We start from the raw sequence: 26855 nt of genomic DNA on the forward strand, positions 1-26855 counted from the left end.
GTTACGGCTGCGCCCGCAGCGGTCATCCCCGAAATCCCCACGCCCACTCATCGTCTCGCCCCGGCGAGCCGTTACGGTTGCGCCTCGAGCGTTTCCGCGATCGCGCGGAGACGTGAAGATGCTGCGACGGAGACTCAGCGGCGGCCGGTGGTGCGCAGTTCGCGCGGGAGGGCGAAGACCAGGGTCTCGTTCGCGGTGGTGACGGGCTGGACCTCGCCGTAGCCGTGTTCGGCGAGGAGGTCGAGCACGCCGCGCACCAGGATCTCCGGGACCGAGGCGCCGGAGGTGACACCGACGGTGGTGACGCCCTCGAACCAGGCCGGGTCGACCTCGCGGGCGAAATCGACCAGATAGGAGGCGCGGGCGCCCGCGTTCAGGGCGACCTCCACCAGCCGCTTGGAGTTGGAGGAGTTGCGGGAGCCGACCACGATCACCAGATCGCATTCGGGCGCCATCGCCTTCACCGCGACCTGACGGTTCTGGGTGGCGTAGCAGATGTCGTCGCTGGGCGGGTCCTGCAGGTTCGGGAAGCGCGTGCGCAGCCGCTGCACCGTCTCCATCGTCTCGTCCACCGAGAGCGTGGTCTGCGACAGCCAGATCACCTTGTTCTCGTCGCGCACCTCGACGCCGTCGACCGCCTCGGGGCCGTCGACCAGCTGAACGTGGTCGGGCGCCTCACCGGCGGTGCCCTCGACCTCCTCGTGGCCCTCGTGGCCGATGAGCAGGATGTCGAAGTCGTCGCGGGCGAAGCGCTTGGCCTCCTGGTGCACCTTCGTCACCAGCGGGCAGGTCGCGTCGATGGTGTGCAGATTGCGGGCGGCCGCGGATTCGTGCACCGCCGGCGACACGCCGTGCGCGGAGAAGACCACCACCGCGCCCTCGGGCACCTCGTCGGTTTCGTCGACGAAGACCACGCCGCGCTCGCGCAGGGTCTCGACCACGTGGCGGTTGTGCACGATCTCCTTGCGCACGTAGATCGGCGCACCGTGCTTCTCGAGGGTGCGCTCCACGGTTTCCACCGCCCGGTCCACACCCGCGCAGTAGCCGCGTGGTTCGGCGAGCAGCACCCGCTTGCCCGCGCCGGCACCGGCCGCATCGGCCGACCGGGCGATTCCGACATTCAGGGGGATAGCCGAGGACATGTCCACAGCTTACGTGCGCCGGCCGACGGGGAAAGTCCCGCCCGCGAACCGCGGGTACGGCGGTGTGGCGGGACGCGCGACAATGGAACACGTGAACTCTGTTCTTTGCATCACCGGCCGTTTCGGGCAGGCTAGGGACATGTTCCGACCTCCCTACCTGGCCCGGGTCGCCGCTGGGGCCGCCGTCTACGCCCTCGAGGAAACTCGCCGGTTACCCACTGTGGCAATCCATCTGCCGATCACCGCGATCAGCCAGTTGCTGCAGACCTCGATGCATCTGCAGCAGTTCGTGACCAGCCTCGCCCTCAAGGGTGACGAGGTCTTCGACCGGCTGGCCAATCGCCCGGTGGAGCAGCCGGAATGGGCCACCTTCGACGAGGACCTCGACGACGAGCAACCGTTCGGCAGCGGCGATTTCGGCGCGCGGGGCGACCGCGATCTCGCCGCGCGGCTCAGCCGCTTCGATCTGTTCGCCGAATCCGACCCGGCCGCGGGCGTCCCGGAGCCCACGGCGTCGGTCACTCCCTCGGCGACGAACGGCTATGCCGCATCTCACACTGCGGAATCGGACACGGCCGACTCGGACAGGGCGGAATCGGACACGGCGCAGAGCGTCACCGAGGCGACCGGCGAGGACACCGACACCACCGGAGCCGGGAACGCCGACACCGCCGCCTCCGCGCCGGCGGAACCGCGCGGAGTGGTCGAACCCGAGGTCGCCGGCCGGTACGACTACGTGAACATGACGCTGGCTCAGCTGCGGGCCCGGCTGCGCATGCTCAGCGTCGAGGAGTTGGCCGAACTGCTGGCCTACGAGCAGCAGACCCTGGACCGGGCGCCGTTCGTGACCATGCTGACGAACCGGATCGCCACCGTGCAGGCCAAGTGACCGACTCACACGCCGACGCGCCGGCCGCCGGGGCACGAGCCTCCGGGGAACCGGCGCGTTCTGCTGCCCGCCCCGCCAACTCGGCCGAACAGCCGTGGCCGGTGCGCACCATCGCGATGAAGGTCGCGCAGTGGATCGACCGGCTCGGCAGCGTCTGGGTGGAGGGCCAGATCACCCAGATCAATCTGCGCCCCGGCACCCGCACCGCGTTCCTGGTGCTGCGCGATACCGCCGCCGACATGTCGCTGTCGATCACCTGCGATCCGCAACTGCTGCGCGCCTCGGCCGTCCCGCTGCAGGAGGGCAGCCGGGTAGTGGTCTACGGCAAACTGTCGTACTTCACCGGCCGGGGCACGATCTCGTTGCGCGTCACCGAGATTCGTCCGGTCGGTATCGGGGAGCTGCTGGCCCGCATCGAACGTTTGAAGGCGCTGCTGGCCGCGGAGGGGTTGTTCGATCCGCGGCTGAAGCGGCCGATGCCGTTCCTGCCCAAGGTGATCGGCTTGATCACCGGTCGCGCCAGCGCCGCCGAACACGACGTGGTGACCGTGGCCCAGCAGCGGTGGCCCGCGGTCCGTTTCGAAATCCGCAATACCGCCGTGCAGGGGCCGACCGCGGTGCCGCAGATCCTCGACGCGCTGGCCGAGTTGAACGATCACCCGGAGGTCGAGGTGATCGTGCTGGCGCGCGGCGGTGGCAGTGTCGAGGATCTGCTGCCGTTCTCCGACGAAACCCTGTGCCGCGCCATCGTTTCCGCGACCACTCCGATCGTCAGCGCGATCGGGCACGAGCCGGACAATCCGCTCTCGGACTACGTCGCGGACCTGCGCGCGGCCACCCCGACCGACGCGGCCAAACGCCTCGTTCCCGACGCCGCCGCCGAACTCGCCGGCGTCCGGGAACTCCGCGCCCGCTCGGCCGCGGCATTGCGCGGCTGGGTCGATCGCGAGGCGCGTGCCCTGCAGCAGCTGCGCTCGCGCCCGGTACTGGCCGATCCGCTGCGGATTCTGGACCAGCGCCACGACGAGATCGAGCGGCTGCGCACGGCGGCCCACCGCGCCGTCGAACACTGCCTCACCAGCCAGGCCACCACCGCGCGGCATCTGCGCGACAAACTCACCGCGGTGGGCCCGGCCGCCACCCTGGCGCGCGGATACGCTGTCGTGCAACGGGTTACCGGTACGGAGCGCCACGTCGTCCGCACCGTCGCCGACTCCCCGCCGGGCACGCAATTGCGGATCCGGGTCGCCGACGGCGCGATCAGCGCCGCGGCCCTGGGCAGTCAGGCCCTCGCGAATCCCACACCGGCCCAGCGGGTTACGGACCGGCCGGCACCGGCATCCGAACAGGAGGAATCGTCATGAGCGAGAGCGACGTCACCGAAATCGCGACCTTCGGCTACGAACGCGCCCGCGACGAACTGGTCAACGTCGTGAAGATGCTCGAACAGGGCGGAATGGACCTCGACGATTCGCTCGCCCTGTGGGAACGCGGCGAGGCGCTGGCCAACCGGTGCGAGGAACATCTCGCCGGAGCCCGCCGGCGGGTCGAGGACGCACTGTCGCGGCGCGGCGGAGACCAGGACTGAGCATGGATATCCGTCGCGTCGTCCCGGACCTGCGGGTCGCCGATATGGACCGGGCCCGCGCCTTCTATCGGGCGCTGGGCCTCGACGAGGTGATGGATCTCGGCTGGGCGGTCGGGCTGGCCTCCCCGAGCAATCCGACCGCGCAGATCCTGCTGATCGGCGCCGACGCCGACGACCCGCAGCCGGATATCAGCGTCGAGGTCGCCGATGTGGACGCCGCGCACGAGGCGATGGTCGCGGCCGGGGCCGAGGTGGTCTACGCGCTGCGGGACGAGCCGTGGGGTGTGCGGCGGTTCTTCGTCCGCGACCCGGACGGCACGGTGGTCAACGTCGTGAACCATCGCTGAGCGCGGCGTTCCGGTTTGTAGCAGGGTTGTAGCAGGGCTCAGGGCTGCAGCGGGGCCGCGGCGTCCACGGCCTGCGCGAGCGTCAGATAAGCCGCCTCGCCGGCCGCGCCCTTGAGCAGCACGCGGCTCTGCCCGAAGTCCGAGATCCACGCCGACTCACTGCCCTGCACGTGGTAGACGGTCCATTTCTGATTGCCCACCATCCGGGACCCCGACGGGCTGCGGGTGTCGACGACGTGGGCGGCCAGCGCGCTCTCGCTCGCATTGCTCTGACTCAGCTGCAGATAGGTGCCGTTGGAGGTGATGAAACCGACCGTGCTGACGGTGCCGCCGCCGGAGCCGGTGACGGTGTCGCGGCTACCGGAATTGGCCTTCCAGTCCGCCGGCACGGCGGGGTCGCGAATGGGGAACGGCAGCGCCTTGGCATCGTCGTGCAGGGCCGACTGGACGTCGAAGTTCGGCACCTGACCGGGCGTGGGTCCGTGCGCGGAGAAGCTGCACTGGCTGGCCACCGCGGCCAGCACCACGCAGATCAGTACCAGCGGGATCAGCGACCAGATCAGATCCCGGTAGTCGTTGAGGATGCGTGGTTTCTGCGACACGACCCAAGTATCCACGCGCCGCCGAACCCGCCGAGCCTCGCCCTCGGGCCGGGAGGCCGACATCACAGCCGTCCCCACCGGCGCGGACGCTCGTCCCGCGAAGTGGAACAGCAGTACCTGAATGGCGGATCCGACCGTTCTGCGACAATTCACGCAGCAATACACAACTCGAGGAGGCACCGTCATGACGGCACCCACACCCGCAACCAGTCGCCGCCGCGAGGCCCCGGACCGCAACCTCGCACTGGAGTTGGTCCGGGTGACCGAGGCCGGTGCGATGGCCGCGGGCCGCTGGGTCGGCCGTGGCGACAAGGAGGGCGGCGACGGGGCGGCCGTCGACGCGATGCGCCAACTGGTGGCCACCGTCTCCATGCGCGGCACCGTGGTGATCGGCGAGGGCGAGAAGGACGAAGCCCCGATGCTCTACAACGGCGAGGCCGTGGGCGACGGGACCGGTCCCGAGGTCGACTTCGCCGTCGACCCGATCGACGGCACCACGCTGATGTCGAAGGGCTCCCCGGGCGCCATCTCGGTGCTGGCGGTCGCCGAACGCGGCGCCATGTTCGATCCCTCGGCGGTGTTCTACATGGAGAAGATCGCGGTCGGCCCGGAGGCGGCCGACGTCATCGATCTGTCCGCCCCCATCGCCGAGAACCTGCGCCGGGTGGCCAAGGCGAAGAACTCGACGGTCTCCGACCTCACCGTCTGCGTACTGGACCGGCCCCGCCACGCCCGCCACATCCAGGAGGTTCGCGACGCGGGCGCGCGCATCCGCCTGATCTCCGACGGCGACGTCGCCGGCGCGATCGCCTGCGCCCGTCCCGAATCGGGCACCGACATGCTGGTCGGCATCGGCGGCACCCCCGAGGGCATCATCGCCGCGGCCGCGCTGCGCTGTATGGGCGGTGCGCTGCAGGGCAAACTGGCCCCCACCGACGACGCCGAGAAGCAGAAGGCGCTCGACGCCGGTCACGACCTCGACCGCATCCTGAACACCGAGGACCTGGTCTCGGGCGAGAACGTCTTCTTCTCCGCCACCGGCGTCACCGACGGCGACCTGCTGCGCGGTGTGCGCTACTACAGCGGCGGCGCCTCGACCCAGTCGATCGTGATGCGCTCCAAGTCCGGCACCGTGCGCATCATCGACGCCTACCACCGCCTCACCAAGCTGCACGAATACGCCTCGGTCGACTTCGTCGGCGACGAGGACGCGATTCCGCCGCTGCCGTAACATTGGCCTCCGCTTCGCTGCGGCGGGGTTTCGGCCCCTTGGGCCTCGATTTTTCACTCCTCCGGTCGGTCGCTGCGCTCCCTCCCTCCGTCGCTGCAAAATCGAGGCGGGCCGAAACCCGTTGATGGGTAACCGCTTCGATAGGCGCTCCAGGGAGGGAACGCGGCGGCGGGGCTTTGGCCTCACTATTCCGATTCGATCATCAGATACCCGAGGTGGGCACTCCCGTCGTCGCCGTCATCGACATCGATGACGGCGACGAACTCGCGGTCACCCGCGCGGCGCTGCAGCGGACCCCACGAGTTGGCGAGATACCAGCTCGCGCCGGTGGTACCGCGCGGTCCCAGGCCCGCGCAGAAGATCCGGTATCGGCTGGGGTGCAGCGCCGGGCTCGGCCGCGCTCGCGCGATGATGCCGATGCTGTGTCCTCCGCTCGGGCCGAATCGGCTTCCGTCGGTCAACGTCAGTTGCTCCGACCCGGCGGCACTGTCGTCGAGGGTGAACAGCGGACGGTCGACGGTGTCGAGATATCGACGCGTGCAAGCGTTTCCGGTCATCCCGAAACTGATGTAGGGCTGGTCGTCGTTCGCGACGACCTCCCGATCGCTCCGGACATCGGTCGAGAGACCGGTCCGTCGCGCGAGCATGGGCAACACGTACAGCAGTCCGCGAACCTCCCTCTCCGGCAGTGCCGCCAGCACATCCGAGCGATGATCGGCGGCAAAGGCACGGAGTTGTCCCTCCAGGGCGCACAATTCGGGAATATCGGCCGCCCGGTGCGCTTGCACGGATCGCAGTGGTAGTTCGAGGGTCGGGTAGACGAGAGTTGTTCCGCCGGTGAACATCTCGGTGCCGAGGAATGCCTCGAGTTCGACGTCGATCACCGGCCCCGTGTCGTTCGCTCCGGCGCCGTGCGGCGTGGCATCCGGTGTCCGAAACAGGTTTTCGACCGTCCAGCCGGGGAACATCTCGGCCAGCACCCGGCAGTGATAGTCACGGGGAAGCCCGACCATCTTGCCCGAAAGCCACTGGTAGTACTGGGTCTTCGCCGGGCCGTAGCCGGGCGGGACGGGTGGATCGAGGCGCGCGGCGCAGGTGTCGTACGCGGCCAGGAAGTCCGCGTGGCTGGTCAGATGCTGCTGCGCCAGCAACATCTTCAGAACGGTCGCCAAGGAAACCCCCTTACCCCTGAAACCACCGCCCCCGCGGCGGCTCGTCGTACAACCGCAACTCCCGCCGGGCCGCCGACGCGTACGGCAACCGGCCGAATGCCGGTACAGCGCCATTAAGCCCCCTGACATCGTTGGGCAGCAACGGATCTCCTATCCGTTTTTGTCCGTTTTGTACATCCTCCACGGATACCCCAGATCGATCGACCACTCGTAGCAGGGCCGCACTCGATGCCCGAAAAGTACTGCGGCACACAGTGCTTGCTGATCTTGGAGCAGGATGACGAGTCCGATAACGGACGAAAACGAACCGAGCAGACCGTCCCACGACGTGTTTCACGGACATTAATTGAAGTAGCGGAAACACAGAGCAATTCGGGCAGCTGTCCGCGCTGCCCATCACAGCAGTCAGGAAGCGAATACCGTGCCTACCATCACCTCACTCTCGCCGACGTCCGGGCCTACGACCGGAGGAACCAGCGTCACGATCACCGGGACCGGCTTCACCGGACCTACCACCGTCCGATTCGGTACGACCGCAACGACTTTCACTCTCGATTCACCGACACAGATCACGGCGATCGCCCCCGCCGGCTCGGTCGGCGCCGTGCAGGTCACCGTCACCACCTCGGCCGGCACCAGCAACGGCGTGACCTACACCTACCTCGCGGTGCCGGCGTTGAGCGGCATCAGCCCCAATCAGGGGTCGACCGCGGGCGGGACGACGGTCACGCTCACCGGGTCGGGCCTGACGGGCGTCACCGCGGTGAATTTCGGTACCACTCCGGCGACCTCGTTCACCGTCGATTCCGACACCCAGATCACCGCCGTCGCCCCCGCCGGCACCGGGATCGTGTCGGTGACGGTTACCGGTCCCGGCGGCACCAGCAACTCGGTGACCTACGTCTACGTCGTCGTCCCGAGCCTCACCTCCGTCTCCCCCGCCTCCGGGCCGGCCGCGGGTGGCAACAATGTGACGATCACCGGCACCGATTTCACCGGGCCGCTGACCGTCCGGTTCGGCACGACCGCCACGACGTTCACCGTGAACTCCAGCACCCAGATCACCGCCGTCGCCCCGGCCCATGCGGCGGGCACGGTGCAGATAACGGTCACCGGCTCGGGCGGAACCAGCAACGGCCTCGCCTACACCTTCGTCTGACGGCAGAGCTACCTCCGTCCGACCACAGTGCGTGCTGCCGCGCCCGCGGTCCGGCCGAACCACCGGTATTCCGCCGATTCCTGTGCGAAAAGCCTCAGGCGTGGCAGCCCACTGCGTCGTTCAACCGGCTTAGTGTCGAGTTATGAGCGACGACCAGACGCAGTACCGCATCGAATACGACACCATGGGCGAGGTCCGCGTTCCGGTGAACGCGCTGTGGCGAGCGCAGACGCAGCGGGCGGTGGAGAACTTCCCGATCAGCGGCCGCGGCCTCGAACGCGCTCAGATCCGCGCCCTCGGCCTGCTCAAGGCCGCGTGTGCGGCGGTGAACCGGGATCTGGGGCTGCTCGACGGTGTGAAGGCCGAGGCGATCATCGCCGCCGCGAGCGAGATCGCCGAGGGCCGCCACGACGACCAGTTCCCGATCGATGTCTTCCAGACCGGCTCCGGCACGAGCTCGAATATGAACGCCAACGAGGTGATCGCGAGCCTGGCCGCCGCCCGGGGCATCACCGTGCACCCGAACGACGACGTGAACATGTCCCAGTCGTCCAACGACACCTTCCCCACCGCGACGCATCTGGCGGCCACGGAGGCTGTGGTGAAGGAGCTGCTGCCCGCGCTGGATCATCTGCGACTGCGGCTGCTGGACAAGGCCACCGAGTGGAGGACGGTGGTGAAGTCCGGACGCACCCACCTGATGGACGCCGTCCCGGTGACCCTCGGTCAGGAGTTCAGCGGCTACACCCGGCAGGTGGAGGCCGGTACGGAACGTCTGGTCGCCGCGCTGCCGCGACTGGGTGAGCTGCCCATCGGCGGCACCGCGGTCGGCACCGGACTCAACGCGCCCGCCGGCTTCGGCGCGAAAGTTGTTGCGGAACTGCGCAAGACGACCGGTCTGGACGAACTGGTCGAGGCCCGCAACCATTTCGAGGCCCAGGCCGCGCGCGACGGTCTGGTCGAGATCTCCGGTTCGCTGCGGACCATCGCCATCAGTCTCACCAAGATCGCCAACGATATTCGCTGGATGGGTTCCGGACCGCTCACCGGACTCGCGGAGATCCAGCTGCCGGATCTGCAGCCGGGCTCCTCGATCATGCCCGGCAAGGTGAATCCCGTTCTGCCGGAAGCGGTGACGCAGGTCGCCGCCCAGGTGATCGGTAACGATGCCGCGGTGGCGTGGGGCGGCGGCAACGGCGCCTTCGAACTGAACGTCTACATTCCGATGATGGCCCGCAATGTCCTCGAGTCGATTCGATTGCTGGCCAACGTGTCTCGCCTCTTCGCCGACAAGTGCGTCGCCGGCCTCACCGCCGATACCGAACGGCTGCGCCGGCTCGCGGAATCCTCGCCGTCGATCGTCACCCCGCTGAACTCGTCCATCGGCTACGAGGAAGCGGCCGCCGTGGCGAAACAGGCTCTGCGCGAGAACAAGACGATCCGGGAGACGGTCGTCGACCGCGGTTTGATCGGCGAGAAGCTGTCGGAGGAAGAGCTGGATCGCCGGTTGGACGTGCTGTCGATGGCCAAGGTCGAGGACCGGGACTGATCGCACGATCTCCGGATCCGGCCGCCGCGGCTCGCTCGCGCGGGGAGGCCGGGTCCGGACCGGCGGTTCAGGCCGCCACCAGCGCCGGATAGTCGCGCAGATCGATGTCGTTGGCGGCATTGTCGCTGTATTTCAGCATCAGGTCGAACATTCGCGAGCCGAGGAACCAGTTGCGCATCCGGATACCCCGGGCGGTGCGCGGTGCGAGGAAGCGGCCCGCGTTGCTGTTGCCCGCGATCTTGGCGTAGCGCTTCATCAGTTCGTTGTAGCGGGCGAAGGCGGCCGTGTGGTCGCCGTCGGCCAGCGCCAGCTCACCCGCCAGCACGTAGGCGCCGACCACTGCCAGCCCGGTTCCGAAGCCGCCCAGCGTATTTCCGTAGGCGGAGTCACCGACCAGCGCGACCCGGCCCTTGGTGTAGCCCTTCTTCATGCCCACCTGGCCCAGCGAATCCAGGTAGAACGAGTCCAGTTGTGACAGTTCGGCCATCATGGCGGGCACCGGCCCACGGGCACCGGCGAAGGCCTCGGCCAGGACGCGGCGCTGCGCCGCCTCGTCGTGCCGGTCGTAGGTGAGCGGTTGCGCGGCGAACATGTACATGTGCGCGGCCTTGTTCCCGCCGCGGACCGCGAGCCGTCCGGGTTCGTTGTAGGCCTCGGACCGGTTGCGCTGCCGCGGCCCGTTCGGGTCGTGTCCCCATCCGGCCGCACCCGCGGTGCAGTAGTAGTAGCCCAGATGTTTGACGTAGTCCGCCTCGGGGCCGAAGGCCAGCGCCCGCACCCGGGAGTGGATGCCGTCGCAGCCGACCACCAGGTCGAAGGTTCGCGCGGGGGCGTTCTCGAATTCGACCTCGACGCCGGCGGCGGTCTCACGCAGCGCGGTGACGGAGTCGCCGAACAGGTATTCACAGCCGTGCACGGTGCGCTCGTAGAAGATCTCGGCCAGGTCGCCGCGCAGGATCTCGACATCGCCGCCGGTGAAATCGCCTGATATGACGGCCAATTCGCCGCCCTCGGCGTCGGTGAGGATCATATCGGTCTTGCCGGTCCGGCGGCGGTGGATCTCCTCCCACACGCCCATCCGCTCGAGCACCGTGCGGTGGGTCGCGCCCTTGAAGTCGACGGCTTGGCCGCCGGCCCGCAATTCGGGCGCCCGCTCGACGACGGTGACGGCGAAGCCGTAGCGCTGCAGCCAGTAGGCCAGCGCCGGGCCGGCGATGCTCGCACCGGAGATGAGAACTGTCGTATTCCGCATGATGACCCCTCGATCAGTAACTGTGTCTGTCGGACGCTAATTAGCGTATGCTGGACGCAGTTTTCCGTCAAGCCGGAATTCGGAGAGGATGGCGTCATGACCGGACCGACTGCCCATGAACTGCTGTGGGGGAATTCGCAGCGCCCCCGGCGCGGCCCCAAGCCGTCGCTGTCGCTGGAACGCATCGTCACCGAGGCCATCGCCCTGGCCGATGCCGACGGGATGGCCGCCGTATCGATGCAGCGACTGGCCGAGCGGCTGGGTTGCGCCAAGATGGCGCTGTATCGCTACGTCCCGGGAAAAGCCGAGCTCACGGCCTTGATGCTGGACTACGGGATGGGGCAGCCGCCGCAGGTCACGGTCGCCGACTCGGATCCCGAACCGTGGCGCGAGGCGCTGCGGCAGTGGGCGTACACGTTGTACGAACGGTACCGAGCCCATCCGTGGGCGGTCGATCTCACCGTCGGCCCGCGGCCGATGGGCCCGAACGAATTGGGCTGGATGGAGGCCCTACTGGCGCCGCTGGCCGGCACCGGCCTCCGTGGCTCCGAGCGCCTCGACACGGTGGTGCTGGTGAACGGCCACCTCCGCAGCCTCGTCCAGCAGACGACCGGAAGAGGCCCCGAACAGGCCGAGAGTGAAATAGCCCGCCAGGTCGGCGAGGTCCTGGCCGCCCACGCCGACCGCTATCCCGAGGTCGTGGCGGCCTTCGCCGACACGTCCGCGGACGGTCGCAACGCGGCCCTGAGCTACGGCATCGAGCGCATTCTCGACGGTGTGGCCGCCCTGATCGCCCGGCGACGGGACTGAAACGCGTCGAACACCCGACGACGAGCCGAAACGACGGCGATCATCCCCCGTCCGGGCCCCCGCACGCCTACAGTCGGACTATGGCCGAATTACCGGAGCTACAACAGAACGCCGTGACCACGGTGCGCGAGTTCTTCGCCGCGATGGAAATGAGCGCGGTGAACGAGGCGCTGGATCTGCTGGATCCCGACATCGTCTGGAAGAACACGTCGCTGCCCGATATCCGCGGCATCCACCGCGTCGGCGCGGTACTGCGCGGGCTGAGTCGCGACGCGTTCGGGTTCCGCGCCGACATGCACCACATCGCCGCGGAAACCGATGGCGCCCCCGCGGTCGAGGGCGAGACGGTCCTGACCGAACGCACCGACTATCTGCGCATGGGCCCGCTGGAAATCGGATTCTGGGTCTGCGGCACGTTCGAACTCGTCGACGGCCGCATCACCCTGTGGCACGACCACTTCAGCTGGGAGAACTTCCTGCGCGGCACCGCGGCGGGGATCTGGAACCTGGTCCGCCGGCGCTGATCGTGGTGGGCACCGGCACACCACGACCGTCGCGACCTCAGCCGCGCAGGTGGCCGATCTCCGCCCGGGCCGCCTCACCGGCGGTGCCGAAGTCGGTGCGCGAGAAGATGTTCCAACGTTCCAGCAGGGGTGTGAAGACCAGCTCTCCGGCGCGCTTGGGTTCGTAGATACCGGCCTCGGCCAGAACCTCGGTGCTGTTGCGGCCGTCGCGCAGGGCGAGTTCGGGAACCCGGAACTCGGCGATCCGATCAGCGATCGCGCGCATGGTCTGATCCGGCGCCAGCTCGAGTGCCGCGGCGACCAGATTGCCGAAGAACGCCGATTGCAACTCGTCGTCGAGCGCGATCCGGTCCGCGATGGCAGTCACCATCGAATTCTCCTGCAGCGCGGCGATATTGCGATGCCGCACCGCGGAGGCGGACTCCTCGAAGGCACACAGCGCCAGCACGTCGAGCAGGTGCAGCGACGGCCGGCGGAAACCGGTGGTCATATGCTCCATCCGCGCGCGCTCGAGTTCCACCGGATCCACCGCCCGCGTCACCATCAGGTAGTTGCGGATGAGGATCTCGTGGCGGTTCTCCTCGGCCGTCCACCGGCCGACCCAGCGCCACCACGGACCCGTACGCAGGTGCTTGCCGAGCTCGCGATGGTACGACGGCAAATTGTCGGCGATCAGCACGCTCACGGTGAGTGCAACCGTGGCAACCTCCCCCAGGGCGGCCTGTTCCGGATCCCAGTCGACGCCGCCGAGGAAGCCGAAATTGCGTCCGTCACTGAAGGGCACGTACTCGTGCGGCTGCCAGACCTCCGCCAGTTCGGTGTGGCGCCGGAGATTGTCTTCCACCGCATCCGCGAGCGATTCCAGCAGCTCACGATCGGTCAACTGAGTTTGCACCACGACAAGGTACCGACTGTTCGGGCCAAGCGGGGGAATTACGCGCGGACGCCGTGCGATACACAGCGGCGCGGCCCGCGAGACCGTGCGGATGTCTCGCTGCCGCGCCGCGCACGTCGTCTACTTGGTGGTCACCGTGGTCTGCCGGTCGGCGGAATTCCAGGTGATCGTGCCGCCGGTGAAGTCGCTCTCCTTACCGGTCGGGTTGTCCTTCTCGTCGCTGGTCGGATAGCCGAGTTTGCCGTTCACGCCGCCGTTGTTCTCCCACGCCGTGCGGATGTCACCCCACACCACGTGGGCGTCGGTCTGCTCGCTCCAGCAGATCGCACCGCCGGCGAACTCCTGACAGGAACCGCCGTTGGGGCCCTGCACCGATGCGCCGGTGGGCTCACCGAGCGGGCTCTGCACACCGCCCATGTCGGTGTACTTGGTGAGGATGTGGCCGGAAACCGCGATCTCCTGGCCGTTCTGGGTCGCGATCTTGGTTTCCGAGGCCGCGGGATTGCCCGGCGACGTCTCGCCCGGCGAGGTGGTTCCCGGAGCCATCGTGCCGGTGGTTTGCGTGGCCATCGCACCGGTGGTCTCGGTCATGCCGGCGTGGGTGGTGGTGCCCGAGCTGTTGCTGTCGTTGTCGTCGTTGCTGCAGGCGGCGGTGAACAGCAGCGCCGTCCCGGCGAAGGCCATCACGACGGCGGCGGAACGTCGAGCGAAGTGGTGCATGTTCATCCTCTCGGAAGGTGCGGGCCGGCAGCGCCGCGGCGGCGGCACCACCCACCAACAGGCCAGCGCTCGGCAATAGTCCGGCGAACCTATCTGAAACGCCGACGACCACGTCGAGCAGGGTTCTTGCGGAAATATACCCGCCGCTTTGTGAGCTGAACCATATTCCGAATGTTTGCTGGGACACACCTTTTGCCGCCGAGGCGGTAGCGGAACATGTCCGCTACCGCCTCGGGGTTTCGCTCGGCCGGCCGCCTCAGGCGTTCGGCCCGTACTCCTCCAGCATCTCGGTGACCAGCGCCGCGATCGGCGAGCGCTCGCTGCGGGTCAGGGTGACGTGGGCGAAAAGCGGGTGGCCCTTGAGCTTTTCGATCACCGCCGCGACACCGTCGTGGCGGCCGACCCGCAGGTTGTCGCGCTGAGCGACGTCGTGGGTGAGCACCACCCGCGACCCGCTGCCCAACCGGCTGAGCACCGTGAGCAGCACATTGCGTTCCAGCGACTGCGCCTCGTCCACGATCACGAACGAATCGTGCAGCGACCGGCCGCGAATGTGGGTGAGCGGCAAGACCTCCAGCATGCCGCGGGAGAGCACCTCCTCCATCACCTCCGGGCTCGCCAGGCCGTCGAGGGTGTCGAAGACCGCCTGGGCCCACGGGCCCATCTTCTCGCTCTCACTGCCCGGCAGATAACCCAGCTCCTGGCCGCCCACCGCGTACAGCGGCCGGAAGACCACCACCTTGCGCTGAGAACGCCGTTCCAGCACCGCTTCCAGGCCCGCGGTGAGCGCCAGCGCCGACTTGCCGGTACCGGCCTTACCTCCCAGCGAGACGATGCCCACACTCTCGTCCAGCAGCAGATCGAGGGCGATGCGCTGTTCGGCCGAACGGCCGTGCAGACCGAAGGCCTCCCGATCGCCGCGCACCAGCTGGACCCGCTTGTCCGCGGTCACCCGCGCCAGCGCGCTACCGTTGGCGCCGAGCAGCCGAATCCCGGTGTGGCAGGGCAGGTCCCGGGCCTCGTCCAGATCGATGACCGACTCGGCGTAGAGCCGGTCGACGCAGTCGGCGCCGACCTCGAGTTCGGCCATCCCGGTCCAGCCGGAGATCACCACGTCCTGGGCGTGGTATTCCTCGGCGGGCAGGCCCACCGCGCCCGCCTTCACCCGCAGCGGAATGTCCTTGGACACCAGCACTACTCGCTGCCCGTCGGCGGCGAGGTTGAGCGCGCAGGCGAGGATGCGGGAATCGTTGGTGTCGGTGCGGAACCCGACCGGAAGCACCTCCGGGTCGGTGTGATTCAACTCCACCTGCAGCGTGCCGCCCTCGGTCCCGATCGGGACCCGCAGGTCCAACCGGCCGAATTCCAAACGCAGGTCGTCGAGATTGCGCAGGGCTTCGCGGGCGAACCAGCCGAGTTCGTGATGGTGCCGTTTGGCCTCCAGTTCGCTGATGACCACCAGCGGTAACACCACGTGATGTTCACCGAAACGCGTCATGGCCCAGGGGTCGGACAACAACACGGAGGTGTCGATCACGAAGGATTTGCGGGGCGAGGTGCCGGCTCCCTTTCCGGAGCCTCCGCTCTTGTCGGAGCGGGCTTTCGAGGGAGCGATGACGGAGCGTGCATCAGTCACGGTGGGCTCCTTTGTTGTCCGTGCCATACCCGCACGGACGTTCTCGCTGGGCCGGTCCGCCCTGGGGTCAAACGACCCGAGGGCCGGGTACCGGCCCTCTCGTACTGAGTTGCTCAGCCACGATCAGAACCTCCCGGACGAGCCACAACGACGCGGCTCGCACTTCGACGGTACTGCGATTTCGCGATTCCGGCTCCCGAGATGACAGGCGTGTCGATGAATAGGTAGTGAACGCCGACCGGTAGCTATCGGTCAGCTACGGAGTTGCCCGGCTGGTCGGCGGAACCGGCTAGAGTCGCTACATGAGCGATGTGGCAGAGCTGGAGAAGCTGTCGTCGAAGGAACTCCACGACCGCGCGGTCAAACACGCCGTCCGGCACGGCGACGTCAAGTTCCTGTGGCGGCTGCTGGAGCAGATTCCGGCGGCGGCGGCGGCCACCGGGAACATCGGCGAGAGCGAGGCGGACATCAAATACGTGCTGCCGATGCTCGACGACTACGTGCACGCGGGTGAGGGCAAGATCGCCGAGGCGTTGCGGCCGTTGTACATCGAATATCTGAGCACCCGCGCCTGACCGCTCCCGGGCCGGCCGGCGCACGCCGCGGGCGCTGGCCCGCGCCGCCGGGAAGCGAAAAGCTCACCCGCACAGGGTGACTGACAGATCGACCCCGGCGGCCTGGTCGGCTACCGGGGTCGATCGCGCTGCGGGGCTCTGCTCAGCCGAGCAGCTTCCAGTCCTCCAGGCCGTCGTAGAGCGGGAAGTCCTGGGCCAGCTTGGACACTCGCGCGCGCAGGGCCGCGAGGTCGGCGTTGCCCGCCAGCGCGGTGGCGATGATGTCGGACACCTCGGCGAATTCGGTGTCGCCGAAGCCGCGGGTGGCCAGCGCGGCCGTGCCGATGCGCAGGCCGGAGGTGACCATCGGCGGGCGCGGGTCGAACGGAACGGCGTTGCGGTTCACCGTGATTCCGACTTCGTGCAGCAGATCCTCCCCCTGCTGGCCGTCCATCTGCGAGTTGCGCAGATCCACGAGCACCAGGTGCACATCGGTGCCGCCGGTCAGCACGGTGACGCCGTTACCGGCGACATCGGCGGCGGTCAGGCGCTCGGCCAGGATCTTGGCACCGGACAGGGTGCGCTCCTGGCGCTGCTTGAACTCCTCGGTGCCGGCGATCTTGAAGGCGGCGGCCTTCGCGGCGATCACGTGCATGAGCGGACCGCCCTGCTGGCCCGGGAACACGGCGCTGTTGAGCTTCTTCGCGTATTCCTGCTTGGCCAGGATCAGACCCGAACGCGGACCGCCGAGGGTCTTGTGCACGGTCGAGGACACCACATCCGCGTGCGGCACCGGCGAGGGGTGCAGACCGGCGGCGACCAGACCGGCGAAATGCGCCATGTCGACCCAGAGGTAGGCGCCCACCTCGTCGGCGATCTCGCGGAACGCCGCGAAGTCCAGGTGGCGCGGGTAGGCCGACCAGCCGGCCACGATCACCTTCGGCCGGACCTCGCGCGCCTGCTTGCGCAGCTCGTCCATGTCGACGCGGTGGTCTTCCTTGCTCACCCCGTAGGCGTGCACCTCGTAGAGCTTGCCGGAGAAGTTGAGCCGCATGCCGTGGGTGAGGTGACCGCCGTGCGCCAGATCCAGGCCGAGCAGTTTCTCGCCCGGATTCATCAGCGACATCAGCACCGCGGCGTTGGCCTGTGCGCCCGAATGCGGCTGCACGTTGGCGAATTCGGCGCCGAACAACTCCTTGACCCGCTCGCGCGCGAGGTTCTCCACGACGTCGACGTGCTCACAACCGCCGTAGTAGCGGCGACCGGGATAGCCCTCGGCGTATTTGTTGGTCAGCACGCTGCCCTGCGCCTGCAGCACCGCGCGCGGCACGAAGTTCTCGGAGGCGATCATCTCGAGGGTGTCGCGCTCACGGGCGAGTTCGCCCGCCATCGCGGCGGCGAGCTCGGGGTCGAGATCGGCGAGCGACTGGGTGTTGACAGAGGGGGCGGTCGTCTGGGTCACGCGCACAGTCTATGTGGTGGTCCCCGGCCGCTCCGTCGTGGCCCGCAAGGGCGCCGGGCGCGACGACCTCGATACCCGCCCGGACGTGATAGCGACTGCACACCGGCCGTTGCGCCCCGATAATTCGGGGCTGCCCGCTTCGTAAAAAAGGCGTAACATTCGCCGCGCTGTCGACGACTGTGACAGCGTCATCGACTCATTCGATCAATCAGGGGTTCACATGCTGTTTTTCACCGCGGGTACCGGTAACTCGATTCAAGACATGCTTTTCGCGATCCTGAAGTCCGCCTGCACCATCTCCTCCGGCGGCAACGCCGGTTGCGCGGGCTGGGGGGCGTAGTAACGCCGATACCCTTCGGCCGGGTTCGCGAGTCGGGGCGCGAATCCGGTCGGTGCTCGAAACCGGAATTCCGGCGAATCGATCGATAGCCCCGAATCGGATGGTGCGATACCGATTACTGTCGCCATTGTTTGCGGAGCTAACTATTTCCGCGTACGGACATCGCCGCCGAATGTTCGCAGCCGAATATTCCTCGAAACTCGTCCGGCGCGTTCCTCACATCCTGCGCAGCGCCGCCGGGGTCAGCGGCTCGTCGAGGAGCCGACCGAAGCGCTCCACCCGATCGCCGGCGTCGACCGCGCGATCCAGCCACCCGCCCAGCAGGCGATACCCCTCCACATAGGTGCTGATGTAGGCCCGCCACAGCGGCGAGGACAGGAAGCGCAGGGACTGCCGCGCGCGTTCGGGCGTGGTCAGACTCCAGCGCTGCAGGAATTCGGCGACCTCGTCGGCGCTGCGACCGCGATCGTGCAGCAACAGCGCCGCATCCTGGCGGACCGCGAGCAGTTTCGCCGAGGCATTCGAGAGTCGTTGTGCGCGTTCGCCGTCGAATCGCAGACCGAGGTCGGCATAGATTTCCTGCGCCCAGATTCCCCAGTCCGGCCCGACGATCGATTTCAGCGCCAGGTCCGCCAGCCCTTCGGCCATCAGGCATTGCGGCGTGTTCACCACGAACAGCGTCTGTTCGTCCTGTCCGGCCGCGACCAGCCCCGCCTCTTTACGGCAGTGTTCGGTGTGGTGGCCCGGATACGCCTCGTGCGCGATCAGCGCCGGCAGCTGCGCCATATGTTGTTTGAGATCGGAGTTGATCGCGACCCGGGATCGGAAATTACCGAGGTAGTAATTGAACCCCGACCACGGTTTGTCGCCGACGATCTCGTATTCCACCTGCTCGTGATCCGGCAGCGGATAGCGTTCACGCACCAACTCGCGCAGCGCGCCCGAGAATGCCTGCACACATTCGGTGAGGCGGTGCGGCGGAATCTCGTCGGCGCGCCGATGCGCGGTCATCCGGTCCAGCAGCGGGCCGTCACCGGCCAGCACCTCGTCGAGGTGCCGATGCGCGTCCCGGTAGTCCTCGACGTCGCCGAGGGCGATGTCGACGTCGAAATAGGACCGCACCTCGTCGATGAAGGAGATGTCGTCGCCGGCGAACTTGCGCCCCGAGCACTCGAGCGCCCGCAGATGTGCCTCGAGGAATTCGGTGCGCTGCTCGCTCAGCCCGGCCTCGGGCAGTTCCTTGCGCAGGGCCGCCGCCCGGTCCGCCAGCTCACGCGGCTGCGGCGTGGGGGCCGACTCCACGGTTCGGCGCAGCGCGGGATCCCCGGTGTAGGCGTCGACGAAGCCCGGTTCCAAGCGGTCGAATGCCAGTCCCAGGCGCAGATATTCGGTGACGAGCGGGTGCGCAGCCATGACATCCGACGATAGCCGCTTCCCCGTTCCCGGCGCCGTCCGCGACCGAAACCCGGCGGTGGCGAGACATTTGTCACCCCGGGTTACCGGCCAGTAATAACACCCCGCGTTCGACACGGTATGCCCCCCGGGGAGAATTCGGCTATGCGAGGACTGTCGAGCGCATTTCGCCGCGCCGGGCACGGCACAGGTTCACCGGTGACATCGTCACGGGTGGTGGCGCGCCCGCCCGGCGGGGGGACTCCGGACCGGGAGTGTGCGTAGGTGGGCCGGATGAGCGAGCCGAGTCCGTATGTCGAATTCGATCGCAAGCAATGGCGCACCCTGCGTAAATCGACTCCGCTGATCCTCACCGAGGAAGAACTGATCGGCCTGCGTGGTCTCGGCGAGCAGATCGATCTCGAAGAAGTCGCCGAGGTCTATCTGCCGCTGGCCCGGTTGATCCACCTCCAGGTCGCCGCCCGGCAGCGACTGTTCGCCGCGACCGCGACCTTCCTGGGTGAAACCCATCCCGACCATCAGGTGCCGTTCGTCATCGGTATCGCGGGCAGCGTGGCGGTCGGTAAATCGACCACCGCTCGCGTCTTGCAGGCACTGCTCGCGCGCTGGGATCACCACCCGCGCGTCGATCTGGTGACCACCGACGGATTCCTCTATCCCACAGTCGAGCTCACCCGGCGCGGCATCATGCATCGCAAGGGTTTCCCGGAGAGCTACAACCGGCGCAAGCTGCTGCGTTTCGTCACCGAGGTGAAATCCGGTGCGCCCGAGGTGTGCGCGCCGATGTATTCGCATATCGCCTACGACATTCTGCCGGACGAGTTCCACTGCGTGCGCCAGCCCGACATCCTCATCATGGAGGGGCTCAACGTCCTGCAGACCGGGCCGCGACTGATGGTTTCGGACCTGTTCGACTTCTCGATCTACGTCGACGCGCGCATCGAGAACATCGAGCGATGGTATGTGGATCGTTTTCTCTCCCTGCGGAAAACGGCGTTCGCGGATCCGCAGTCGCATTTCCACCACTACGCGAAATTCAGCGATTCCGAGGCGACCATCGCCGCCCAGGAGATCTGGAACGCCACCAACCGGCCGAATCTGGTGGAGAACATCCTGCCGACCCGGCCGCGCGCGACCCTGGTGCTACGCAAGGACTCCGACCACAGCATCAACCGGATCCGGCTGCGCAAGCTCTGATCCGGTTCCGCATCACGCCGGCCAGGCCGCGTCGAGCCGGGCGGCGACGTCGATATCGCGAACGGCCGCGATATGCGGTTTGCGGATCTCGTTGGCCACATAGCGGGCGACGAACCGGCGGATCTCGTGGTCGACGCTGGCCAGCAGCCGCAGCAGTTGGCCCCGCCGGGTCGCGGTGGCCACATCGATGCGCACATCGCCGGGGTGCGGTTCGGCGATGTCGATGACGATCCGCAGCGGCGCCGCGGTGCGGACCGTCAGGTGGACGTGGACGAAGCCGGTGACCTCGAAGCGGTGACGATCGACGGCGAGATCCAGCAGCAGATCGATATCGAGCGGGATGGCGAGCTCGAAACCGACGACCTCGCCGACCGAGCGTTCCAGGACCGGTTCACCGAGCTGCACCTGCGCCGAGGCCTTCGCCAGATGCGCCGGGCCCACCCCGATCGGGCCGAAATCGAATGCACTACCTGCCAATTGGGCGAAAACAGCGGCGATCCGCTGTTCGGAGGCGGCGTAGGCCACGAATCGCCGGCCGAATTCGGCATAGGTGACGTAGGGCACCGGCGTTCCGGCCACCTTGGTCGCACCGCCCGGCCCGGTCCGCATCTCGCTCATGTTCGCGACGGTACGCGCGCGCGGCGCCGGATCGGGGGATGATCTTGCAATGCAATACATCCTGCGCCGGGCCGTTATCTGCGGCCCGTCCGCTCACACCCCGTAACGGCGATGCCGCGCGGCGTAGTCACGCAGGGCGCGCAGGAAGTCGACGCGGCGGAACTCCGGCCAGTAGGCCTCGGTGAACCAGATCTCGGAGTAGGCGCTCTGCCACAGCAGGAACCCCGAGAGCCGCTGCTCCCCCGAGGTGCGGATGACCAGATCCGGATCGGGCTGGCCCGAGGTGTAGAGATGCTGGCCGATGGCGTTGACCGTGATCGACTGCACCAGGTCCTCACCGGTCTCCCCGGCCGCGATCTCCTGCCGGACCAGCGAGCGCACCGCGTCGGCGATCTCCTGGCGGCCGCCGTAGCCGATGGCCACGTTCACGTGCACACCCGCGCGACCGTGCGTTTCGTCGGCCGCCTTCTCCATGCGGCGCGCGACGTCCTCGGGCAGGCCCTGCAGCGACCCGACGATCCGCACACCCCAGTTGTTCTCCGGTGCGGACAGTTCCTCGACCACATCGGTGATCACCTCGAACAGGGTTTCCAGTTCGTCGGCCGAGCGGCTGAGGTTTTCGGTCGAGAGCAGATACACCGTCACCATCTCGATGCCCTCGGCCTGGCACCAGCCGACCAGTTCGGCGATCTTCAGCGCACCGACCCGGTGGCCGTGGGTGACATCGGTGAAGCCGTTCTCCCGCGCCCAGCGGCGATTTCCGTCACAGACGACCGCGACGTGACGCGGATGCTGTTTGCCTGCCAGCTGTTTCGACAGCTGCGCCTCGTAGATGCGATAGGGCAGGTTGCGCACCTTACCGCTGAGCACCCGACTAGCAAGCTTCACGGCTGCCAACCTTATCCACCTCTCGCGTGCCGCCCGAGTTCTCCGCCAAATTCTGCTGCGCAGTGATGGCAGCGGACGCCACGATCAGTTCCCCGGTTCCGATCGACCCTATCGCGGCGGCGTCCGGCACGCGGAGCCTACTGCCGGTAGAGTGGCCGACGAACTAACCTACGCAACCGTAGGTTACTCAGGAGGTAACCAGTGACCGAATCGGTGAGCTCGGCAAATCCGGTCCTCGGGAAGGTGTCCGCGCTCGAGCATCTGGCCGAGGAGGGTCTGCGCACCCTGGCCGTCAAGCCGCGGATGCGCGGCTGGATCCACACCTACGCGGTCGGCGTCGCGGCGGTCGCCGTGGCCGTGCTGGTCGCGGCCGCGGCGACCGTGTCCGCCACCGCGGGCTGGTCGACACTGGTCTACGGCGTGACCGTCTGCGGCATCTTCGGCATCAGCGCGATCTACCACCGGGTGTCCTGGCAGTCCGCGCGCACCCGGATCCGCATGAAGCGCGCCGACCATTCGATGATCTTCCTGTTCATCGCCGGCAGCTACACACCGTTCGCCCTGCTGGGACTGCCCGGCCGCACCGGGCTCACCCTGCTGAGCGTGGTCTGGGCCGGCGCCGTGGCCGGGGTGGCGCTGAAAGTGCTGTGGCCGGCCGCGCCGCGCTGGGTCGGGGTGCCGCTGTATCTGCTGCTCGGCTGGGCCATCGTGCCGGTCGCGGCGACACTGACCCACAACGTGGGCGTCACGCCGATGGTGCTGCTGCTGATCGGCGGCATCGCCTACAGCGTGGGGGCGATCCTGTACGCCGCGAAATGGCCGAATCCGTGGCCGGAGGTCTTCGGACACCACGAATTCTTCCATGCGGCAACGGTTCTCGCGGCCCTGTGCCATTACGTCGCGATCTGGCTGGTCGTATTCTCGTAGGGCAAGATCACCGGTAACCCGCCACGGCCACATGCGCGGGTTCTATGCTCGTTCGTGCTGAACGTCCGAAACCGGTAACACCGAACCACACCACTGCCAGGGGCTATGACCAGTCGACTCGTGCTCTGGGCCCTGCGTGCGCGCTGGGGCCTTTCGACGGTGGTGATGGTCTGCAACCTGGGCGGGCTCGGGGTCATCGTCGTCGAATTGTGGCTGAGCGGATTTCTCGGCAACCTCGGCGAGAACTGGCTCGGTGCCGTCGCCCAGACCGCGATCTATCCGGTGCTCGGCGCATTGGCCGGCATCGTGCTGGCGGTGCGCGACCGGGTGTACTACTTCAGCTGGATCGACCAGACCCGCCGGCCCACCCGGCCCGAGGCCGAGCGACTGCTGAAACTGCCGATCGCGATCACCGTCCGGGCGCTGGCCATCTGGATACCGGGCGTCGCGATCGCCACGGCAGTGTTCGCCCAGGTGGTGCCCACCCGGGCAGTGTGGGCGATAGGGGCCATGTTCTTCCTGGGCGGGCTGGAGTCGGCGGGCTTCACCTTCCTGGTGGTGGACCGGCTCATCCGGCCGACGATTCCGGTGATCGCGCGGGTGCTCGGCGGTACCTCGCACTGGAGTGCCACGGTGCTCAACCGGCTGGTCATCTCCTGGGCGGTGGCCGGGGCGATGCCGCTGCTGATGCTGATCACCGTCCTCGCCGATCCGGTGGCCGACGCCACCGACCGAGTGCGGACCGCGCTGTACATGTCGCTGGTCGGCCTGCTGGTCGGCGCGCTGACCACCGCCACCCTGGCCCGCTCGGTGGCAGCGCCGCTGGGGACGCTGCGGCGCGCGCTGGACCGGATCGCGCGCGGCGAACTCTCCGCGCGCGTGCCGATCACCAGTGCCAGTGAGATCGGGCGCCTGGAACTGTCTGTGAACGAGCTGGCCGAGAATCTGTCCGAACGCGAACGCATGCGCGACGTCTTCGGCCGCCACGTCGGCAACGAGGTGGCCGAACGCGCGCTGGCCGGCGGCGTCGACCTGACCGGCGACGTGCGGGTGGTGACCGCCCTGTTCGTCGACGTGACCGGTTCGGTGGAGATGTCCACCGAACTCGCGCCGCGCGAGTTCGTCGACCAGCTCAATCGGCTCCTGGCGGTGGTCGTCTCGGCGACCGAGGACAACGGCGGCCTGGTCAACAAATTCGAGGGCGATGCGGCGCTGTGTGTCTTCGGCGCGCCGATCGCCCTGGGCGACAACGCCACTCCCGCCCTGCGCGCCGCGCGGCGCATCCGCGACGAGGTGGCCCTCGGCGGCGAATTCGATATCGGCATCGGCGTGGCGCGCGGCAGCGTCTTCGCCGGAGACGTGGGTACCGACACCCGGCTGGAATTCACCGTGATCGGCGACGCGGTCAACGAGGCCTCCCGGCTCACGACCGAGGCCAAGGAGGTCCCCCGCCGGATTCTGGCCAGCCAGGCCGTGATCGACGCGGCGACCGAATCCGAACGGTCGCGCTGGGTGCTCTACGACAAGATCCAGCTGCGGGGCCGGCGGGAGCCGACGGCGTGCTGGACCGATCGCAAACCGGTGGGGTTGGGCGCGACCGCTCCGGTCGAGGAGTGAGAGCGGCTGCGCCGGCCGGATGCCGCGCACCGCTCGTCACGCGGCCCTCTGGCGACCTCGATTCGGGCCGTCGACCACGCCGTGGACGCGGCCGTCCCGGTCGAGGAGGAGCGGGCCGCTCGGTCGGCCGGCTGCGGACCGCCGGTACTTCGCCACTGATCCCGTCGCCGACCAGCGGCTCTCGGCAGCGCGACCGCCGCCGCGTCAGGAGCCGACGAGCGCGGCGCGCACCTCTTGCGGTTCCGATACCGGTAGGTCGCACACTGTGCCGCGGCAGACGTAGGCCGCGGGGGCGCCGCCCCGAGCGGGTCGGTCCGTGAGCAGGGGGACCGAATCGGATTGCCCCGCAACGACCACAGCACCCCCGGGTGCGAAACTGCGTGCGGTGCGCAGCAATTCGGCCGTCGCAGCGGTGTCGGGCGATTGCGAGATCGCGATCTGGATCGGCCCGGCCACTGCCGCCTCGGCGACGCTGAGCCACTGCCCGCCGGAGCGTGGCGCGCGGGCCAGCACAATGGCGCCGGCGTTCAGGGTGGCATCGGCCAGCGTGCGGTAGCGGGCCGCGCGGTCCGGGGCGCTCAGCGCAGAGGCGGTGAGCAGGGTTTCGGCGAAGGTGGAGGCCCCGGCTGGGGTTGCCCCGTCGAGTGGATCGCGCGGACGGGCGACGAGTTGCTCGGCATCGGCGGCCGTATCGAACCAACTACCGGGTTGCGCCGGGTCCTCGAAAAGGGTTGCGGCGGTATCGATCAGCTGCTGCGCGCGTTCGAGCCAGGACAGTTCGCCGGTGGCCTGGTGCAGGGCCAGCAGTCCGGTCGCCAGCCATGCGTAGTCCTCGAGCACACCGGGCGCGTTACCGGTCGCGCCGCCCAGTGAGGCGCGCATCAAACGGCCGTCGACGAGGTGACGGTCCAGCAGGTACCGCGCGCACCGCGCCGCGGCGTCGACCCATTCCGGCCGGTCGTGGGCGGCCCCGGCCTCGGCGAGGGCGGTGATCGCGATACCGTTCCAGGCGGTGACCACCTTGTCGTCGCGCTCGGGTTGCGGCCGGCCGTCGCGCACCTCGCGCAAGCGCCGGCGGATGTCGTCGAAGCGGCGGGCGTCGGCGGGGTCCTCGCCCGGACCGGCGCCGGGATCGGTGTACCGCGTGAGCACCGAAGTGCCGTGTTCGAACGTACCCTCGGGCGTCACACCGAAAATCGTTGCGGCCCAGGCTCCGTCCTCGGGACCGAGAGCTTCGGTGAGCTGCTGCGGCGTCCACACATAGGTAGCGCCTTCCACTCCGGGCGCACCCGGCTCCACGTGGGTGTCGGCGTCGAAGGCCGAGGCGAACCCGCCCTCGGCGGTCAGCAGATCGGTGAGCAGGAAGCCCGCGGTTTCCTCGGTGATCCGTTGCGGCAGTGAGTCACCCGCACCGGGAGCGCCGCTCGCCTCCAGCCGCGCCAGATGCGCGTAGGCACGCAGCAGCTGCGCGTTGTCGTAGAGCATCTTCTCGAAATGCGGTACCACCCAGGCGGCATCGACCGAGTAGCGGGCGAAGCCGCCCCGCAGCTGATCATAGATACCCCCGCGGGCCATAGCGGCGCAGGTCAGCGAAACCGCTTGTCGCGCAGCATCTTCCCCGGCGCGCTCGTAATGACGCAGCAGACCCTCCAGCAACGCCGAGGGCGGGAACTTCGGCGCCCCGCCGAATCCGGCGTAGCGCTCGTCGACATCGCGCAGCACCGTGGCGACCGCGTGCGCGAGCAATTCGGGCGTGACGGTCAACTCGCTCGCGGGCAGCCCGGCGCCCTGGTCCCGCAACGCCTGCGCCACCTGACCGGCGGCCTGGTCGACCTCATCGCGGCGAGTGGTCCAGGTATCGGTGACCGCGGTCAGCAGTTGGGTGAACGACGGCATACCGCCGCGCGGCGACTTCGGATAGTAGGTTCCGCAGTAGAACGGCTCCCCCGCCGGCGTGAGGAAACACGTCATCGGCCAGCCGCCCTGCCCGGTCATCGCGACGGTCGCGGACATGTACACCGCGTCGATATCAGGCCGTTCCTCGCGATCGACCTTCACACAGACGAAGTTCGCGTTCATCAGCTCGGCGGTGGCCGGATCGGCGAACGATTCGTGCGCCATCACATGACACCAGTGACACGAGGCGTAGCCGACCGAGAGCAGGATCGGCACGTCCCGCGCTCGCGCCTCCTCGAGCGCCTCGGCCCCCCATTCCCGCCAGTCGACCGGGTTGTCCGCGTGCTGGCGCAGGTAGGGAGAAGTGGCGCTACCTAACCGGTTCATACATTCACCCTACGGCCCTTCCGTCCAAGATCCGGACGAT

At 68.2% G+C, this 26855-nt stretch carries 25 protein-coding genes; 13 read left to right on the forward strand and 12 right to left on the reverse strand.

Annotated elements, in window-relative coordinates; genetic code table 11:
- Positions 1-134: 134 nt before the first annotated feature.
- Positions 135-1142 (reverse strand): 4-hydroxy-3-methylbut-2-enyl diphosphate reductase, encoded by a 1008-nt coding sequence (locus IRT45_RS16900; protein ID WP_039780577.1) that lies wholly within the window; start codon positions 1140-1142, stop codon positions 135-137.
- Between the two features lie 139 nt (positions 1143-1281).
- Between IRT45_RS16900 and IRT45_RS16905 the strand changes: the two genes are divergently transcribed.
- The 4 genes from IRT45_RS16905 to IRT45_RS16920 all read left to right on the forward strand — a co-directional run bounded on the left by IRT45_RS16905 (position 1282) and on the right by IRT45_RS16920 (position 3966).
- Positions 1282-2031 carry a lipid droplet-associated protein gene (locus IRT45_RS16905; protein WP_194806812.1) on the forward strand — a complete coding sequence of 250 codons (750 nt, stop codon included), beginning with the start codon at positions 1282-1284 and terminating at the stop codon, positions 2029-2031.
- Between the two features lie 116 nt (positions 2032-2147).
- On the forward strand, positions 2148-3395 hold the full coding sequence (gene xseA / locus IRT45_RS16910; protein ID WP_228534498.1) for an exodeoxyribonuclease VII large subunit: 1248 nt from the start codon (positions 2148-2150) through the stop codon (positions 3393-3395).
- Complete coding sequence (locus IRT45_RS16915; protein WP_194806814.1) at positions 3392-3619, forward strand: exodeoxyribonuclease VII small subunit; 228 nt, start codon at positions 3392-3394, stop codon at positions 3617-3619. Before xseA ends, IRT45_RS16915 begins: the two co-directional genes overlap by 4 nt.
- Positions 3620-3621: 2 nt before the next feature.
- Positions 3622-3966 (forward strand): VOC family protein, encoded by a 345-nt coding sequence (locus IRT45_RS16920; RefSeq protein ID WP_194806815.1) that lies wholly within the window; start codon positions 3622-3624, stop codon positions 3964-3966.
- Positions 3967-4004: 38 nt separating this feature from the next.
- Here the strand turns inward: IRT45_RS16920 and IRT45_RS16925 are convergent, their stop codons facing one another.
- Positions 4005-4568: a DUF4245 domain-containing protein gene (locus IRT45_RS16925; RefSeq protein ID WP_309241009.1), complete on the reverse strand. Its 564-nt coding sequence runs from the start codon at positions 4566-4568 to the stop codon at positions 4005-4007.
- A gap of 184 nt (positions 4569-4752) precedes the next feature.
- Here IRT45_RS16925 and glpX point away from each other — a divergent pair, with 184 nt between their 5' ends.
- A complete protein-coding gene (gene glpX, locus IRT45_RS16930) occupies positions 4753-5799 on the forward strand; it encodes a class II fructose-bisphosphatase (RefSeq protein ID WP_194806816.1) in 1047 nt (348 codons plus the stop codon).
- A 185-nt stretch (positions 5800-5984) separates the two neighbouring features.
- On the opposite strand, the gene IRT45_RS16935 is transcribed toward glpX, so the two are convergent.
- Positions 5985-6971: a hypothetical protein gene (locus IRT45_RS16935; protein WP_194806817.1), complete on the reverse strand. Its 987-nt coding sequence runs from the start codon at positions 6969-6971 to the stop codon at positions 5985-5987.
- A 421-nt stretch (positions 6972-7392) separates the two neighbouring features.
- On the opposite strand from IRT45_RS16935, the gene IRT45_RS36950 reads away from it, so the two are divergent.
- Both IRT45_RS36950 and IRT45_RS16945 read left to right on the forward strand, forming a co-directional pair.
- Positions 7393-8130, forward strand: a complete 738-nt coding sequence (locus tag IRT45_RS36950; protein WP_309241010.1) for an IPT/TIG domain-containing protein — start codon at positions 7393-7395, stop codon at positions 8128-8130.
- A gap of 142 nt (positions 8131-8272) precedes the next feature.
- The gene (locus tag IRT45_RS16945; protein ID WP_194806818.1) at positions 8273-9679 is read left to right on the forward strand and encodes a class II fumarate hydratase; all 1407 of its coding nucleotides are present in this window, start codon (positions 8273-8275) and stop codon (positions 9677-9679) included.
- A gap of 67 nt (positions 9680-9746) precedes the next feature.
- Here IRT45_RS16945 and IRT45_RS16950 read toward each other — a convergent pair whose 3' ends face one another.
- Entirely contained in the window at positions 9747-10931 is a 1185-nt protein-coding gene (locus IRT45_RS16950) for an FAD-dependent monooxygenase (protein WP_194806819.1), read from the reverse strand.
- Between the two features lie 96 nt (positions 10932-11027).
- Here IRT45_RS16950 and IRT45_RS16955 point away from each other — a divergent pair, with 96 nt between their 5' ends.
- Both IRT45_RS16955 and IRT45_RS16960 read left to right on the forward strand, forming a co-directional pair.
- Positions 11028-11741, forward strand: coding sequence for a TetR/AcrR family transcriptional regulator (locus IRT45_RS16955; RefSeq protein ID WP_194806820.1), 714 nt, complete (start codon positions 11028-11030; stop codon positions 11739-11741).
- 80 nt (positions 11742-11821) lie between these two features.
- Positions 11822-12265: a limonene-1,2-epoxide hydrolase family protein gene (locus tag IRT45_RS16960; protein WP_036505026.1), complete on the forward strand. Its 444-nt coding sequence runs from the start codon at positions 11822-11824 to the stop codon at positions 12263-12265.
- 37 nt (positions 12266-12302) lie between these two features.
- On the opposite strand, the gene IRT45_RS16965 is transcribed toward IRT45_RS16960, so the two are convergent.
- The 3 genes from IRT45_RS16965 to IRT45_RS16975 all read right to left on the reverse strand — a co-directional run bounded on the left by IRT45_RS16965 (position 12303) and on the right by IRT45_RS16975 (position 15516).
- Positions 12303-13160, reverse strand: a complete 858-nt coding sequence (locus IRT45_RS16965) for an acyl-ACP desaturase (RefSeq protein WP_309241011.1) — start codon at positions 13158-13160, stop codon at positions 12303-12305.
- A 120-nt stretch (positions 13161-13280) separates the two neighbouring features.
- Complete coding sequence (locus tag IRT45_RS16970) at positions 13281-13880, reverse strand: LGFP repeat-containing protein (RefSeq protein WP_194806821.1); 600 nt, start codon at positions 13878-13880, stop codon at positions 13281-13283.
- 256 nt (positions 13881-14136) lie between these two features.
- On the reverse strand, positions 14137-15516 hold the full coding sequence (locus IRT45_RS16975; RefSeq protein ID WP_194806822.1) for a PhoH family protein: 1380 nt from the start codon (positions 15514-15516) through the stop codon (positions 14137-14139).
- A gap of 302 nt (positions 15517-15818) precedes the next feature.
- Between IRT45_RS16975 and IRT45_RS16980 the strand changes: the two genes are divergently transcribed.
- Positions 15819-16091, forward strand: coding sequence for a hypothetical protein (locus tag IRT45_RS16980; protein ID WP_194806823.1), 273 nt, complete (start codon positions 15819-15821; stop codon positions 16089-16091).
- 142 nt (positions 16092-16233) lie between these two features.
- Here IRT45_RS16980 and glyA read toward each other — a convergent pair whose 3' ends face one another.
- Entirely contained in the window at positions 16234-17532 is a 1299-nt protein-coding gene (glyA, locus tag IRT45_RS16985; protein WP_039780609.1) for a serine hydroxymethyltransferase, read from the reverse strand.
- Positions 17533-18088: 556 nt separating this feature from the next.
- Complete coding sequence (locus tag IRT45_RS16990) at positions 18089-19285, reverse strand: DUF885 domain-containing protein (RefSeq protein ID WP_194806824.1); 1197 nt, start codon at positions 19283-19285, stop codon at positions 18089-18091.
- A 264-nt stretch (positions 19286-19549) separates the two neighbouring features.
- On the opposite strand from IRT45_RS16990, the gene coaA reads away from it, so the two are divergent.
- Positions 19550-20482, forward strand: coding sequence for a type I pantothenate kinase (gene coaA / locus IRT45_RS16995; protein WP_194806825.1), 933 nt, complete (start codon positions 19550-19552; stop codon positions 20480-20482).
- Between the two features lie 12 nt (positions 20483-20494).
- On the opposite strand, the gene IRT45_RS17000 is transcribed toward coaA, so the two are convergent.
- A complete protein-coding gene (locus IRT45_RS17000; protein WP_228534486.1) occupies positions 20495-21100 on the reverse strand; it encodes a hypothetical protein in 606 nt (201 codons plus the stop codon).
- Between the two features lie 93 nt (positions 21101-21193).
- A complete protein-coding gene (locus IRT45_RS17005; RefSeq protein WP_309241012.1) occupies positions 21194-21988 on the reverse strand; it encodes an isoprenyl transferase in 795 nt (264 codons plus the stop codon).
- Positions 21989-22291: 303 nt separating this feature from the next.
- On the opposite strand from IRT45_RS17005, the gene IRT45_RS17010 reads away from it, so the two are divergent.
- Positions 22292-22915 carry a hemolysin III family protein gene (locus IRT45_RS17010; protein WP_375540114.1) on the forward strand — a complete coding sequence of 208 codons (624 nt, stop codon included), beginning with the start codon at positions 22292-22294 and terminating at the stop codon, positions 22913-22915.
- 105 nt (positions 22916-23020) lie between these two features.
- Positions 23021-24532, forward strand: a complete 1512-nt coding sequence (locus IRT45_RS17015) for an adenylate/guanylate cyclase domain-containing protein (RefSeq protein ID WP_194806826.1) — start codon at positions 23021-23023, stop codon at positions 24530-24532.
- A gap of 204 nt (positions 24533-24736) precedes the next feature.
- On the opposite strand, the gene IRT45_RS17020 is transcribed toward IRT45_RS17015, so the two are convergent.
- Positions 24737-26815, reverse strand: coding sequence for a thioredoxin domain-containing protein (locus tag IRT45_RS17020; RefSeq protein WP_194806827.1), 2079 nt, complete (start codon positions 26813-26815; stop codon positions 24737-24739).
- Positions 26816-26855 lie beyond the last annotated feature (40 nt).

The organism is Nocardia sp. BSTN01, assembly GCF_015354405.1.
Classification (GTDB): domain Bacteria; phylum Actinomycetota; class Actinomycetes; order Mycobacteriales; family Mycobacteriaceae; genus Nocardia.

Coding starts and splice junctions, on each gene's coding strand:
- IRT45_RS16900 (WP_039780577.1), bottom strand. CDS start 1,142: ATGTCCTCGGCTATCCCCCTGAATGTCGGAATCGCCCGGTCGGCCGAT.
- IRT45_RS16905 (WP_194806812.1), top strand. CDS start 1,282: ATGTTCCGACCTCCCTACCTGGCCCGGGTCGCCGCTGGGGCCGCCGTC.
- xseA (WP_228534498.1), top strand. CDS start 2,148: ATGAAGGTCGCGCAGTGGATCGACCGGCTCGGCAGCGTCTGGGTGGAG.
- IRT45_RS16915 (WP_194806814.1), top strand. CDS start 3,392: ATGAGCGAGAGCGACGTCACCGAAATCGCGACCTTCGGCTACGAACGC.
- IRT45_RS16920 (WP_194806815.1), top strand. CDS start 3,622: ATGGATATCCGTCGCGTCGTCCCGGACCTGCGGGTCGCCGATATGGAC.
- glpX (WP_194806816.1), top strand. CDS start 4,753: ATGACGGCACCCACACCCGCAACCAGTCGCCGCCGCGAGGCCCCGGAC.
- IRT45_RS16945 (WP_194806818.1), top strand. CDS start 8,273: ATGAGCGACGACCAGACGCAGTACCGCATCGAATACGACACCATGGGC.
- IRT45_RS16950 (WP_194806819.1), bottom strand. CDS start 10,931: ATGCGGAATACGACAGTTCTCATCTCCGGTGCGAGCATCGCCGGCCCG.
- IRT45_RS16955 (WP_194806820.1), top strand. CDS start 11,028: ATGACCGGACCGACTGCCCATGAACTGCTGTGGGGGAATTCGCAGCGC.
- IRT45_RS16960 (WP_036505026.1), top strand. CDS start 11,822: ATGGCCGAATTACCGGAGCTACAACAGAACGCCGTGACCACGGTGCGC.
- IRT45_RS16970 (WP_194806821.1), bottom strand. CDS start 13,880: ATGCACCACTTCGCTCGACGTTCCGCCGCCGTCGTGATGGCCTTCGCC.
- IRT45_RS16980 (WP_194806823.1), top strand. CDS start 15,819: ATGAGCGATGTGGCAGAGCTGGAGAAGCTGTCGTCGAAGGAACTCCAC.
- IRT45_RS16990 (WP_194806824.1), bottom strand. CDS start 19,285: ATGGCTGCGCACCCGCTCGTCACCGAATATCTGCGCCTGGGACTGGCA.
- IRT45_RS17000 (WP_228534486.1), bottom strand. CDS start 21,100: ATGAGCGAGATGCGGACCGGGCCGGGCGGTGCGACCAAGGTGGCCGGA.
- IRT45_RS17010 (WP_375540114.1), top strand. CDS start 22,292: ATGCGCGGCTGGATCCACACCTACGCGGTCGGCGTCGCGGCGGTCGCC.
- IRT45_RS17015 (WP_194806826.1), top strand. CDS start 23,021: ATGACCAGTCGACTCGTGCTCTGGGCCCTGCGTGCGCGCTGGGGCCTT.
- IRT45_RS17020 (WP_194806827.1), bottom strand. CDS start 26,815: ATGAACCGGTTAGGTAGCGCCACTTCTCCCTACCTGCGCCAGCACGCG.